We start from the raw sequence: 13,687 nt of genomic DNA, 5'->3' as shown, positions 1-13,687 counted from the left end.
ATAAAATAAGAAAGGCAGAAAGCACCGCCGCTAGCGAACCCGGGCGGATACCTCCCGACCGATTACTTCACCCGCTCCACGTACTCAGCGGTGCGCGTGTCTATCTTCAGAAGATCTCCCTCGTTGACGAATATGGGGACGTTCACTGATGCGCCAGTCTCGAGCTTCGCCGGCTTCATGACGTTGTTGACGCTGTCTCCCTTCATGCCGGGCTCCGTCTCGACGACTCGCAAGTTAACAAATATCGGGACTTCAACGCCCAGTATCTCCGTGTCGTTGAAAGCTATCTGAACGGTTTCATTCTCCTTGAGGAATCTTGCTCCTTCGCCAACAACGTCTACCGGAACGTGAATCTGTTCGAACGTCTCGTTTTCCATGAACACGAGCATTTCGCCGTCGCGATAGAGGTACTGGTAATTGCGGGTTTCGATCCTGACGATTTCGACTGCTTCGCCTGCGCGGAATCTATTTTCAATTACACGCCCGGTCTTCAGGTTCTTCATCTTGGCGCGGACAAATGCCCGCCAATTACCCGGGTTGACATGCTGAAACTCTACGATTGTCCAAAGGTCGTTGTTGTAACGGATAGTCAAACCAGCTCTAAAATCTGTTGTGCTTGCCATAAACTCCCATAAATCTTGATGTTTCGTGGATATTGCCAAAAAATATAGTTTTGGAAGCCCCAAGAATCAAGGTTGAGCGGAGAGGCTGAAAAGTGGGACGCCTCGCCGTGATGGACGGAGTCCGGACAAACGGATTTCTTTTACACAAAACTGACAGCTGAATGACATCCTGATCTGCGCAGCGAGCTAAGATACCGATGTCAATTATGAAAAACACATTGAGGTACTCCCTGAAGTCGGTCATGAAGCAGCCGGTCAGGACCCTGTTCACGATCGGGTCAGGCAGTCTTTGCGCCACGTTAATGCTCTTCCTTCTCTCTGTGTATCGCGGCGTAGAGGTGGGTTCAATGACTTACATAAATCGAAACAGCGCTGACCTCTGGGTCCTCCAGGACGGGGTCACAAACATAATGCGCGGGTCGTCGGTCCTCTTTTCGACAATGGGTGAGAAGCTGAAGAAGATCGACGGTGTCGATACCGTCGAACCCGTCTTGTACGTCCTCGGACAGGCGAGGGCAAACGGACACACCTCCACAATAGAAATCGCCGGATACCTGGCACCTGACAAGCGCGGCGGTCCGCCCGGCATTGTATCCGGCAGACGCGTAAAACAATCGGGCGAGATCGTTCTTGACCGCTCGTTCGCGGACAAATGCAACATACGAATTGGGGATTACGTGACGATCCACAAGGAAAATCTGAAGGTCGTCGGGATTTCCTCAGGCACGAACATGTTCGTGATCCAGTATGCTTTCACGACACTCGCGCAAGCACAGGAGATACTTGGATATCCGGGCATCGTATCGTGTTATTTAGTGTCTGTGTCGAAATCGAACGACATCGATTCGGTAGTCACCCGCATCAAGAAGACAATCCCGGGAATCGAAGTCTACACGCAGGGAGAATTCACGAGAAACAATCTAAATGAAATGCGCGCGGGTTTCCTTCCGATACTCTGGATCATTGCATTCATCTCGGCGTTTGTGCTGGGCACGATACTCACTGCAATTCTCACAATGAATATTACCGAAAACCGCAGGAGTTTCGCTGTCATGATGGCTTTAGGTTCACCCTCAAATTTTCTACCCCGATTTATAACCGGTCAAGCTCTTGTCCTCTCGCTTTGCGGGAGTCTTTCGACACTCGTTTTCTTTTTTCCGCTCATGACAATTCTCGAGAGTCTATTTCCGGAGCTCACTACCGAAACAAATCTCCAGCAGATCATCCTGGTACAGGCCATTTCAATCGCAGTTGGTTATATAAGTGCGATCATATCCATCCGTCGAATCAGAAAAATTTATCCTTCGGAGGCATTCACATGAGAGTCAACGACCCAACTGAAGTCGTCCTGATGGAAAGGGTTTCCAAAACATACCCGGAGGATCACCACAAAATCAACGCAGTGATCGAGACATCGGCGGTTTTCCGCAGAGGACAACTTTCGCTTATCCTGGGTCCAAGTGGGAGCGGGAAAACAACATTGCTGATGCTCATTGCAGGATTTGTGAAACCTACATCGGGAACAATTCGAATCAATGGGACAGATCTTGCAAGTGTCGATCGCAAAAGCGTGCAAGCTTTCAGGGCAGAAAAGATCGGGTTCATATTCCAGAATTTTCTTCTCCTCGATTGGTTGACCGTGGTCGAGAATGTCGCCCTCCCATCGGAGTTTTTAGGAGAGAGCGGCATCTCGACAAAATGGAATGCGCGAGCGGCTCTTGAAAAAGTCGGCGCCGGTCATCTGGCCGGCCGCTATCCCACGAACCTGAGTCAGGGGGAGAAACAGCGAGTCGCGATCGCCCGCGCATCTGTGAACACGCCGTCTCTTCTCCTCGCAGACGAACCGACAGCATCTCTTGATTCCGCGCAGGGATTCGGCATAATAAAAATTCTCCATTCGATCGCGAAAACGGATAACCGCTGCGTCATTGTCGCGAGCCACGATCTGAGACTTACAGAATACGCCGATGTGGTTTTCAGGCTCGAGGACGGAAGATTGCGCGCTATCGATGTGGACCGATCCGCCAAAACTTTTACGGATCGCTTACAAATCGGTGACACGGAAGTAGTCGACAGGAATCAAATTGAAGCGTAATGAAAACGAGATTCCAGAAAATCGAATCAAGATCTACAAACGAGGAAAGTCATGGATACAATACTGAAGTCATCAGCAACATACCTGCTCCTGGCAGCCGGTGGAGCAGCGGTTCTTGGCGGAATTCTTTTCAGAGCAGTGAAGGCATTGTTGAAATCCGGCGCGGGTGCGTTTCTCCGATATGAATGAGGGCGTGACTTCGATGAACACAAATCCAAGAAACGTGAGAAAACAAGGTCACAAGTCTTTGATTGCAGCCGTGCGGTCGGTTTTTCTTCTCGTGGTCCTTTTGCAGGTTTCTCAGGCTCAGTGGTATGTGAACAACTCGAACTACAATGAAGCGCCCTTCAAAGTCGGAGAGCAACTGCAGTTCAAAGTGAAGTGGGGATTTGTCCGACTCGGTAGTGTTTTCATGTATCAGGAGCGAGTGAGTCAGCAAGACCCGCAGCTGTACAGGCTCGTCGCACGAGCCCGCTCCGCTGCCGGACTCCCGTTCGTGAACGTGGACCTGATTAACCGGGCGACACTCTCCTCACATAATCCCCGAAACTGCGATTTCAGATTCATAGACAACAGCAGCGCAAGAAGCGGTGCGGATTTCTCCTATGATTCTTGCACGAGCATCGAAACGATGACAGGCATAGACGACGGCAAAGACACAACCACCACAAAAATTTATTGCGAAGAGCAATGCTTCGACGCGCTCGGATTTATGATGTTTGTCCGAGCCCTATCAGGTTCAGGATATCGGCTAACTGTTCCGCTCATCATGCAAAATTGCCTGAAGAAGACTCAGATAATCTTCCATAAAGAAATCGAGAAGATAACTATCGGACTGTCCGACGAACCGGTTCTTGCACACAGATTTGAAACAACCGGAGACTGGTCCGACTCTCATTCCGCGGGGATGAATGGAAAGATGACCGGCTGGACAAGTGCCGACTCTGCGGCTGTACCGCTCCTCGTCGAGATGAAGATTGCAGTCGGGAGTGTCAGGGTTGAGCTTGAGTCTTTCACGCGTGAGGGCTGGGTCCCACCAGTCGCATCGAGGTCCACCGACACAATCGCGATCGTAAGGAGAGGCGAAAAATGACTGTACTGGTAACCGGCGCGACAGGATTCATCGGGAGACACCTTGTGAGAACCCTTGTCGAGCGCGGCGAAAAAGTGAGGGCATTATGCAGACCGACGTCCGACACGTCTGAACTTCGTCGGATCGGCGCGGCGATTTGCTACGGCGATCTCCTGAACCCTGAAAGTCTCTACGCGGCAGCTCACAGATGCAAGCGCGTATATCATCTCGCGGCGTACGCAAGGAACTGGTCGCGTGACAAATCTGATTTTTCGAGAATGAACGTCGACGGGTTCGCGAACATCATAAGGGCCTCAATGCGAGCCGGAGTGGACAGAGTCTTGCACACATCTACGATCATGACAATCGGACCGTCCAACGGGTCCCCCGTCATTGAAAGCACCGTCCGCCATGGACAACTTCTGACCGACTATGAGAAATCAAAAGCTGAAGCCGACAAGGTTGCTTCTGAGTACGGCAGCAGCGGACTCGAATTGGTGACCGTGCATCCGACCCGTGTCTTCGGACCGGGTCTATTGACCGAAGCGAATTCCGCGACAAAACTAATTGCACTTTACATGACCGGGAAATGGCGTGTCGTTCCGGGTGACGGGAACGCGATCGGGAATTACGCATTCGTCGACGATGTCGTAAAAGGTCTGGTGCTCGCAATGGAAAACGGGATATCGGGAAGCCGCTACATACTCGGTGGAGAAAACATATCATACGACGCTTTCTTCAATCTCGTTTCAGAAATCACCGGCAGGAAATATTTCCTGATTCATGTTCCGGCCACCATTTCGGTCGCGATCGCTTATTGCGAACTGACGAGAGCAAAATTATTCAACGGTTATCCGAGGATAACGCCGGAATGGGCAAAGACATTTTTGCTCGACTGGGCGTCCTCAAGCGAGAAAGCACATCATGAACTTGGATACACGATCACCCCGCTGAAGCAAGGACTCGAGGCGACTGTCGATTGGATAAATCACAACTGGACTTACATCACGGCAAATTTATGACATACAAATCTGAAATCGCCCGCTTAAAAACCTTCACGGGCTCCGACGATTTCAAACCCTCGGTGATTTTGATCCTGGCGGCGCTAGTTCCTGCAGCCCACAAATATTTCATGTGGCTTGGGACTCATTCGTCCTCAGGAAATATTCTCGGCATCAGGTCCGACGTGGCTGTCATGTTCGCCGGTTTGTTTATTTTGTTCGGCGTAATGCCGGCTCTGATTATCCGTTACCTTTTCCACGAAGGATTAAGAGAATACGGAATCACGGCAGGCAATTGGAGAGATGGTGCCATGACTGTGTTGATCCTCTTTCCGTTGATAGCTCTCCTGCTCCTTTACCCTTCTTCCTTCAATCCGGAAATGCGGATGGCGTTCCCTTACGACAAGTCCGCCGGGAATTCCCTACATGCCTTCGCAAGATTCGAATCGTTACGCGGGATTTTCTTTTACCCCGCATGGGAGTTTTTCTTCTGGGGATTCCTTCTGTTCGGCCTCCGCCGGAGTGTCGGAGACAACCTGGCAATTTGCATCCAGACAATCCCGTCCTGCATGTGGCACATCGGTGGTCCGGGGGGCGAGCTCTTCGCTTCCATCGCAGGCGGCATCCTCTTCGGCATGATGGCGCTCCGCACAAAGTCTATCCTCTGGCCGTTCATTCTTCATTTCTTGATCGGCGTAACAACCGACTTTTTCGTGGTCATCAGTAGCGTGAGGATCGGCTGACCATGCAGAATCTTGATTACGATACACAGGGCGGTTTGAAAACGGTCGCGGTTTTGGGAAGCGGATTCCTGTTCCTCCTTACTGTGCTCGCACTCCTTGCCGGGACAAGAATCGAAAATCATGACGCGCTCCTGCACAAACTGTTGGCGGCGGATGCGCTCTGCATCTGCAGCTACTGGATGCTGTCTCGTCTCCCGGAAAAGTACTCAATCACTCCGCTCATCGTCGCGACGATCGGACTATACGGTTTCGCCTATCAAATGGTCGGCGAGATGCAGCACATCTTCTTTAGAGGCTGGCTCGATAGTTCCCTCGCCGCATTTGAAAGAAGTTTGATGGGCGATGAGCCCTCAGTGTATCTCCAAAAATTTATGTCACCGGCATTGACCGAAGGCTTGATGTTCGCATATGTAATTTACGGGCTCTTGATATTTACGACTGCCTTTGCGTGTTACATGAAATCGGGCAGACCCGCCGCGCTTGATTATCTTGTCGCAATATCTCTGGCAAATATTCTGTGTGACATCGGGTTCGTCACATTCCCGGTTGCCGGGCCGCTCCGCTTCGACCCGAACCAGTATTCGGTACCGCTGCAGGGAGGCTTCTTCACCGCTTGCGGCGAATGGGTGAGAGTGAACCTGCACCTCCCCGGCGAAAGTCTCCCGAGCGCTCATTGTGCTGTAGCAGCGGCAATGATGATGTTGTCATTCAAATACAACAAGAAATATTTCTTCCTTGTCGCGCCGATTCTGCTTGCTGTCTTCCCGGCAACTGTCTACTGCAGGTACCACTACGCTGCGGACATGCTTACAGGGATAATTGTCGGTATTGTCGCTGTCTATCTTTCTCCCGTCGTTGCAACTGCCGTCAAAAGAATCTTCGCATTTGAATTCAAAGACTCCACTTATAAAGAAACTCTTGGAGAGACTTAAAAGAACGCGAGGAAGCGAAAATGAAAACAATCGTGACAGGAGGAACGGGGTTCATCGGAACTCACCTCATCAATCGCCTTCACGAGTGCGGCCACGACATCACCTGCCTGGCTAAGGACCGCGCGAATGCCGCAAGGTTTGAAGAGTCCGGCGTGAAACTGGTCGAATGCGATCTGAACGAGCCGAGTACATACCAACGCCACCTAGACGGTGCGGAAATGATCTTTCACCTGGCCGGAGTTACTAGAGCAAAAAGAACCAACGACTATTACGAAGGCAATTATCTGGCTACGAAACATTTCGTCGAAGCTTGCTTAAAGTCGCCGCATCTGAAAAGGTTCATATGCATCAGCAGTCTTACAGCAATAGGACCTCGTCGTAACGGAGAAGAAATCACCGAGTCAGCCGAGTATCACCCCGTCTCGCATTATGGTAAGAGCAAAATGATGGCTGAACTCGAAGTGCTGCGGGCGGCGGACAGGCTGCCCGCCACAGTCATCAGACCCGCTGCCGTGTATGGACCCGGAGACAGGGACCTCTACCAATATTACAAGACGATCAGGCTTCACATAGGACTGATCTTCGGCAGAACCAGGAAATACCTGAACATGGTTTACGTCTCAGATCTTGTTGATGGTATCATCCTTGCGGCAGGAAGCAATCTGGCCGAGGGAGAAATCTTCCTTCTCGGCAGCGACAAAAATTACTCGACAGAAGAAATATGCAACACGATCGCGCTCGTCGAGCACGTTCACCCGGTGAAGGTCCGGATTCCTGAATACATGGGTTACGTAGTTGGAGCCGTGGCAGGTGCTGTCGGCAAATGCACTGGCGCAGCAACTCTCTTCAACGTGCAAAAGGCGAGAGAAGCAGCGCAGACCGCATGGACATGTTCGATTGAAAAAGCCCGGCGGATCCTGGATTTCCAGCCAAAAATTCCACTCGACGAGGGAATCGCCATGACATATGACTGGTACAGGAAAAACGGCTGGCTCCCGAGCTAAGCCGCATCGGAGATTTCCGGTACGGCGGCGCAGGGCTCGTTCATCTATAATCCAAAAGGAGTCAAGTCGCCGATGGTCTTTACAATTCTTTTACAAGAATCAGAATTTCTTGTGACATGTCATTGAAACCTGGTCGATAGAATTACAATTGATGAGAGCAACCAGGATATATACGCGTGAACTCTCGAATAATTCTCGTGCAAATATTTCATACCAACCAATTGAAATAGGGGGAATCATGATTATCAAAACCGCAATGCGGCTCGCGCTGGTTATCGCGATGTCATGGATCACTGCTGTGGCCCAGACGGACACGATAACAATCATCCATGTGAACGATTCGCATTCGAACCTCTCACCTCTCGGCCCTCGGGACGCCAGTCTTCATGGCACGGTCGGTGGTATTGCGAGAGTCGCCACAGTCCTGAAGAACGCCAGGGAGACCGAACCGAATGTAATGTTCCTTCATGCGGGCGATTTCTCCATAGGCGACGTTTATTTTAATGCTTACCTTGGAATGCCGGAGCTGTCGATCCTGCAGCAACTTGGCCTTGATGCGATGACGGTGGGAAATCACGAGTTCGATCTCACGCCGGATGTTTTCGCTTTCGAGCTCTCCTCAGTATTTGACACCTCGGCGGCATTTCCTGTTCTCTCCGCTAACCTGGTTTATCCGCCGGACACACTTCAAGCCCTTCACAAGTACGTGAAGCCTTACACGATTAAGACTCTCGGAGGACTAAAGGTCGGAATCATCGGTCTCACCACTCCTGAGACGAATCTGCTTTCGCTCCCGGCACCCGTCTTTGTCGACACGAACTTCATCCAGACGGCAGCGGCGTATGTCGATACGTTGAAGAACAAAGGGTGCGGAGTCGTAATTCTTCTGTCTCATCTCGGGCTGGCATTCGACGAGGCAGTGGCCTCTTACGTCCCCGGGATAGACGTGATCGTCGGCGGCCATGACCATTATGTTCTGACGCAGCCGGTACCGGTGGTCAATCCGTCGTCGGATACGACATGGATCGTGCAGGCAGGCGCGTTTTATGAATACGCGGGGAAACTCCGCCTGCGCATCACTTCCGGGAGGGCGCACCTTCTTGATTATCAGCTGATCCATCTCGATAACACTATCCCCGAAGATCAAACCATCTCGGCAATCGTCGACGGCCTCGACGCCGGAATGCAATCCGTGGTCGGCCAGGATATTTATAATATGATTTTCAACAAGACGAGTTACGTGAAGAGCGATTTCACCGAGGTCGCGGATTCCCTATCGAATCCCGGACTGCACGACACCCCTGTCGGCGATCTAGTGACGGACGCTTTTCGTGCGCTCACGGGAACAGACATCGCGATTACCGCGGGCGGATCGACGGCTCAGCCTCTGCATCATGGACCGGTCACCGGGCAGGACATTTATAGAATGATAAGTTACGGCTACAACACGGATAACGGTTTCGGTTACCGGCTTGCGACATTTAAACTCTCCGGCGAAGATCTGATAAAAGGTCTCGAGTACACTCTCGGGACAATAGAAGCGAACGACGAGTTCTTCATGCAGGTTTCCGGAATGAGATATTCGTACGTTGCAGGTCAAAATCCCGGTCAGCGTGTGTACTCGGTAAACGTCGGCGGTGCTGCGATCAATCCAACCAAGATGTACACCGTCACTTCAAATGAATTTGTTCTTGGAATGATATCAGGTGTCATCGCACCGCAAATGGGAATGACCGTCGTGGATCCTCACGTCATGCCTGACACGACAGAATTCCAGGCAGTATACGCCTACGCCGCAGCTGCAGACACGCTCGTGCCGGCGGCCCGCCGCAGAGTTATCGAAGGCCCTGTCGACGGGGTTCCGGTGAGCGGAAAATACCTTCCGAAGACTTTCTCGCTGAATCAGAATTACCCGAATCCATTCAACCCTTCAACGACGATCAGTTTTTCGCTTCCTGAAAAATCATTCGTGACGCTCAAAGTGTATAATGTTCTGGGCGTGGAAATGGCAACTCTGGCCGAAAGTGTTTTTGCTCCCGGAGATCACTCAGTAATATGGAACGCTGATCGGTTCCCGAGCGGCGTTTACTTCTGCCGTATCGAAGCCGGGCGCTTCCAGGCGGTTAAGAAAATGATGTTTGTAAAATAAGTTATATTCCCTTGTGCCCGTCCTTAAGCGATCGACCCGTGGGCGGGCACAATCTGGCTTCTGGTTCTGGGAACGGAATCGAGAATATGAAATGAACCGACGATCTATTTTAATTTTGCTCCCGATACTTGTCTTGCTATCCAGCAAATACTCTTTCGCCGCAGACACTCTTGGGACGTCTTCCGATTACGTGCGGGGTTGGGCAAGTCTCGGAGTTGGGGATGGAAGCTGGAGGGGCGCACTCGCGGTAACTGTGGGCGCGAGCCTTTCAGCCGAAATCGAAGAACAACTTTTCACTGTGAGATTTCTCTACACAAATGAATTTCGACTGAATATCTTCGGCGAGACCCGCCCTGACAATAAAATCTGGGAGTTAGGTTTTCTCTACGGAAGGATTGCAAGAGCAAGCTACGGCTCGGCTTCTATTTCGGCGGGTCTCGGAGTCTCATCTGCGGCTCTGTACTCCGAACCATACTTCCATCCAGCCACGTACCAGTATTCATACGATACGGACAAGCACTTCGGTGTCGGGCTGCCCGCGGAAGCGCGTTTGTCGTGGACGCCGACGAATTTCCTGGGTATTGGACTCTGTGCGTTCGGGGAATACGGCTTCGGCTCGGCGAGATCGTTCGCGGGCGTGATGCTGATTCTTCAGTTCGGTGACTTCGGGAATTGAAAGCCCCTTAACGCTGATCGCGGGACGTGGAACTCGTGAGATAATCCTCTCTGGTAACCCTGTACAAAACATGTTTTCTGAGCGGGCTCTCCAATTCGACTTGAGGATGATTGAATTCCCCCATCTTTTTCATCCCGATCTTAACCATAACTTTTTCGGACCGCTTGTTTAATGTTGAGGTGAATGAGTAGATCTCCTTGAAGCCGATGACTTCGAAGCCATGCTTGAGGCAAGCCTTCGCGCCTTCGGTTGCATATCCTTTCCCCCACATATTCTTCGTCAGCCTCCACGCTATTTCGACGCAAGGTGTGAGGTAACTTGGAAAAGTCGCGTCGTTGAATCCGATGTAGCCGGCGAATTGCCCTCCATCTTTTACCTCCATTGCCCAGAATCCATAACCCTTTTTCGAGATCCGGTCTATAACTCCGTCCAGGAACTCATCGCTTTCGTTGACAGTCAGCGTCTTGGGAAAATATTCCATGACTTGCGGATCAGAATTCATCACCCTGAATGTCTCTCTGTCTTTTTCTTCCCATAATCTCAGACAGAGTCGTTGCGTTTCAATTATGCAATTCATTCTATAATCCCGATTCCCCTTTCACTGGTCTCTGAAATTCTAAATCAAAACGAAAGTTGTAAGTTCCATGTTCCTTGGGAAGAATGCCGGAGAATTTTTCTGAAGAGTGTGACAACGTTTTCTGATTGTTCACGGATGATTATATCACTGTCACAGAGAAAGTGAATCAATATATCTGTGCTCAATCAGCACAGGAATTAGATTAAATTTCTTTCTTGAAATCTCATTTAACCAAAAGCATTTTCCTGGCAGAAATAAATTTCGCCGTCTGCATCCTGCAAAAATAGACTCCACTTGGCAGATTACCGGCGTTGAACACGACCGACTTATCGCCCGGTCCCAATTCCGCGTCAACTAGTGTCGCCATCTTCCTTCCGAGTATGTCATAGACGTTAATGCTTACGTGTGTCGTCGTTTTGTTGAATGACTCTCCATTGAGTGGCACTTCATACGCTATCGTGGTGCTAGCGTTGAAAGGATTTGGATAGTTTTGGGAAAGTCGAAAGGAGAGGTATGGCAGAGCCGAAGCCTCTCCAATGGAGTACGGATAGCTCTCAATTCCGTCGCTATCAACTGCGCTTATCCAGTAATAGAAGGGCATTCCATGCGGGACTGTGCTGTCAATATAGGTGGTGACGGTCCCGGCGACTGAGTCAATCAGTTGAGCGTTAGTCAACTCGTCCGAATTGCTCCTATAAATCCGGTACGCTTTCAATTCGGAATCCACAGTCGGCTGCCATATGAACTTAATGGCACCTACAACTCCTGGAAAGTAAACAGGTCCACTCGGAATAGGTGGCGCGAGACCAATGTCGATCTCGTAGACTCTACATCCACCTATCCCCGCCATATCGACAGCCCACAGATAACCTTTCGCAATCGTCAACCCTGACAACAATCCTCCGTATGAAGGAAACTCACGAAGGATATTTCCAGTCGTGTCGATTTCAAAAATGTACTTGTAATAATCGTCGCAGTACCAGAGATGACCGCGATCGTAAACGATTCCGTTAACGCTTCCCGTTGGAGAATGAATGGAATCGATAATCGCACCCGTGTTCGGATTCAATTTGTAGATCATGCTCTTCTGTCCCACTGGTGAAGTCCCGCAGACGTTGTTCCCGTAGTAGATACTTCTTCCGTCCCAAGCTATCCCGGACCAATAGCAGGAGTATACTGCGGGGTAATGAACGGAGATCCCACCCGATGACGATAGCCTTACCAGACTGAAATCTTGATAGGTTGGATAGTCGGTCAGAGCCCACAGATTGCTCCCATCCCAGGCGATCCCAGCCATCCAGGTTCCAGGCGCACGGATCGAATCGACTATTTGGTGCGTCCAGATATTCATCTTATAGATTCTCTGAGGACCGCTAGCCAGTGCGTAATTCGGGATCCAAAGCGAAGAACCGTCAGTGCACAATCCGCTTGGCTCGGGGATGGGAACCACAAAGTTGTCTACCACCGTTCCTACTGTGCTACCATCAGGTCTATCTATCCCTTTGGTATTGTTGCTACTGTCGCAAAATGACGAGAGCATCCCTATACCTTTGCCGAGGCGCTGAGAAGAAATCCCTTGGCCATAAACCACGGATAACTGACCAATGCCGAAAAGACATATGCCCAGAATCAAACCAAACTTCAAGACCATGCCTTTCGTTCTGTCATTTAGCCTGTCCTTTATCGTGTAGCGATTCGATGTTAGTGATCTGGTCAGGTATTGACAACGTAGTGCAAGCGTTCAATGCTTAGCATGCAGTCATCGATGTCGAGCGTCATGGCGCAGTGTTATGCAACGCGCGTGTCGGTGATTTACGCGGTTCATTGTAGCGTGTCAACTATAAATGTCTTTCTGTTAACACCATTGATTATTGTAAGTAATCCGTTCAGCGGATCGAACATCACATGCCACCTCCGCTCTCGGGATCGATCGATTAATTGCTCGTCGTACTCCCAAATGAGTTCACCCCGTTCATTGAATACACAGCAGTTGTTTACATAGTCAGGATCATTATAGGCACCACAATCAAACACGATCAGCTTATCTTTGTAGGCTTGGAAGCCATCCCTCTCGCATGGATGTAAAGCATTGAGAGGCTCCCTGTGTAATTCGACTCCAGAATCTGATAAGGTTAACAAACATAGGGAGTCCATATCCGAACCTATCGTCGTGTAATAGTATTTGCCGCTTGATGAATAAGCCTCAAGCATCTCAAACGAATCCCCAAGAAATCCGGTGCGAGAGTTCCAAATTCCTTTGAGGTTTCCCCTTTCGCTGAAGAAACTGACTTTAGTCCCTACTGTAATCGCAACATCTCCAATATTGGAGACTATAGGCATATCAGAGAGCTCGTCGAGACTTTTGTTCCAAATTGATTTACCGTCGCGATGATGTAGGTCTACCCTTTGGACTCCACACGGCACGTCATCGCACCACTTTCCCGTCACCGTTACGAAATATTGACCATTCTCGGAGGATGTTGTGTCCGAATATCGAAGAGGAACCACCTCTTGGCACAGTAATGGCCGGTAACCTGTAATCGACAGAAAAAGGATTGTTGATATTCTGATTAGTATTCCTATCTCAGTCCTGAAACGTACAGCGCGTGTCGCATAGCGTCTACCAAAAAAATCCTGCGGTGCATTCGCGACTTTTCCATGAGCAGTGGCACATGGTGGAGTTCACCCCGAAAAGTGGACAAGGAGTTAAGCCACAGTTGATAGTTCATTTTCAAAAGCCACAGGTGATTTGTAACCGAGTGCGGAGTGGCGACGAACCCGGTTGTAGAATATCTCGAGATACTCAAAAAGTCTC

General features: G+C 50.2%; 15 protein-coding genes. 10 read left to right on the top strand and 5 right to left on the bottom strand.

Annotated features, from left to right (window positions below; all coding sequences use genetic code 11):
* Positions 1-62: 62 nt before the first annotated feature.
* Positions 63-623 carry an elongation factor P gene (gene efp / locus VIS48_09820; GenBank protein ID HEY9166444.1) on the bottom strand — a complete coding sequence of 187 codons (561 nt, stop codon included), beginning with the start codon at positions 621-623 and terminating at the stop codon, positions 63-65.
* 197 nt (positions 624-820) lie between these two features.
* On the opposite strand from efp, the gene VIS48_09815 reads away from it, so the two are divergent.
* The 10 genes from VIS48_09815 to VIS48_09770 all read left to right on the top strand — a co-directional run bounded on the left by VIS48_09815 (position 821) and on the right by VIS48_09770 (position 10,295).
* The gene (locus tag VIS48_09815; GenBank protein ID HEY9166443.1) at positions 821-1,945 is read left to right on the top strand and encodes an FtsX-like permease family protein; all 1,125 of its coding nucleotides are present in this window, start codon (positions 821-823) and stop codon (positions 1,943-1,945) included.
* Positions 1,942-2,718 (top strand): ABC transporter ATP-binding protein, encoded by a 777-nt coding sequence (locus VIS48_09810; protein HEY9166442.1) that lies wholly within the window; start codon positions 1,942-1,944, stop codon positions 2,716-2,718. Before VIS48_09815 ends, VIS48_09810 begins: the two co-directional genes overlap by 4 nt.
* A gap of 51 nt (positions 2,719-2,769) precedes the next feature.
* Positions 2,770-2,907 (top strand): hypothetical protein, encoded by a 138-nt coding sequence (locus tag VIS48_09805; GenBank protein ID HEY9166441.1) that lies wholly within the window; start codon positions 2,770-2,772, stop codon positions 2,905-2,907.
* 13 nt (positions 2,908-2,920) lie between these two features.
* Positions 2,921-3,811: a DUF3108 domain-containing protein gene (locus VIS48_09800; protein HEY9166440.1), complete on the top strand. Its 891-nt coding sequence runs from the start codon at positions 2,921-2,923 to the stop codon at positions 3,809-3,811.
* Positions 3,808-4,812 (top strand): NAD-dependent epimerase/dehydratase family protein, encoded by a 1,005-nt coding sequence (locus VIS48_09795; protein HEY9166439.1) that lies wholly within the window; start codon positions 3,808-3,810, stop codon positions 4,810-4,812. Before VIS48_09800 ends, VIS48_09795 begins: the two co-directional genes overlap by 4 nt.
* Positions 4,809-5,534, top strand: a complete 726-nt coding sequence (locus tag VIS48_09790; protein HEY9166438.1) for a CPBP family intramembrane glutamic endopeptidase — start codon at positions 4,809-4,811, stop codon at positions 5,532-5,534. The genes VIS48_09795 and VIS48_09790 overlap by 4 nt, the downstream gene beginning before the upstream one ends.
* Positions 5,535-5,536: 2 nt before the next feature.
* Entirely contained in the window at positions 5,537-6,466 is a 930-nt protein-coding gene (locus VIS48_09785) for a phosphatase PAP2 family protein (protein HEY9166437.1), read from the top strand.
* Positions 6,467-6,486: 20 nt separating this feature from the next.
* Positions 6,487-7,470: an NAD-dependent epimerase/dehydratase family protein gene (locus VIS48_09780; GenBank protein HEY9166436.1), complete on the top strand. Its 984-nt coding sequence runs from the start codon at positions 6,487-6,489 to the stop codon at positions 7,468-7,470.
* A 238-nt stretch (positions 7,471-7,708) separates the two neighbouring features.
* Positions 7,709-9,619, top strand: a complete 1,911-nt coding sequence (locus VIS48_09775; GenBank protein HEY9166435.1) for a 5'-nucleotidase C-terminal domain-containing protein — start codon at positions 7,709-7,711, stop codon at positions 9,617-9,619.
* A 91-nt stretch (positions 9,620-9,710) separates the two neighbouring features.
* The gene (locus VIS48_09770) at positions 9,711-10,295 is read left to right on the top strand and encodes a hypothetical protein (GenBank protein HEY9166434.1); all 585 of its coding nucleotides are present in this window, start codon (positions 9,711-9,713) and stop codon (positions 10,293-10,295) included.
* A 7-nt stretch (positions 10,296-10,302) separates the two neighbouring features.
* On the opposite strand, the gene VIS48_09765 is transcribed toward VIS48_09770, so the two are convergent.
* From VIS48_09765 to VIS48_09750, 4 genes are all read right to left on the bottom strand, one after another.
* Positions 10,303-10,872 (bottom strand): GNAT family N-acetyltransferase, encoded by a 570-nt coding sequence (locus VIS48_09765; GenBank protein ID HEY9166433.1) that lies wholly within the window; start codon positions 10,870-10,872, stop codon positions 10,303-10,305.
* Between the two features lie 223 nt (positions 10,873-11,095).
* Positions 11,096-12,523, bottom strand: coding sequence for a T9SS type A sorting domain-containing protein (locus tag VIS48_09760; protein ID HEY9166432.1), 1,428 nt, complete (start codon positions 12,521-12,523; stop codon positions 11,096-11,098).
* A gap of 170 nt (positions 12,524-12,693) precedes the next feature.
* Positions 12,694-13,212 carry a hypothetical protein gene (locus VIS48_09755; protein ID HEY9166431.1) on the bottom strand — a complete coding sequence of 173 codons (519 nt, stop codon included), beginning with the start codon at positions 13,210-13,212 and terminating at the stop codon, positions 12,694-12,696.
* Positions 13,213-13,578: 366 nt separating this feature from the next.
* A partial coding sequence (locus tag VIS48_09750) for an IS3 family transposase (protein HEY9166430.1) occupies positions 13,579-13,687 on the bottom strand: 109 nt, incomplete at its 5' end.

This window comes from Candidatus Kryptoniota bacterium, assembly GCA_036567965.1.
Taxonomy (GTDB): domain Bacteria; phylum Bacteroidota; class Ignavibacteria; order Kryptoniales; family JAKASW01; genus JAKASW01.
The sequence above is the reverse complement of the archived record's forward strand: the minus strand, read 5'-3'. Positions and strand labels throughout refer to the sequence as shown.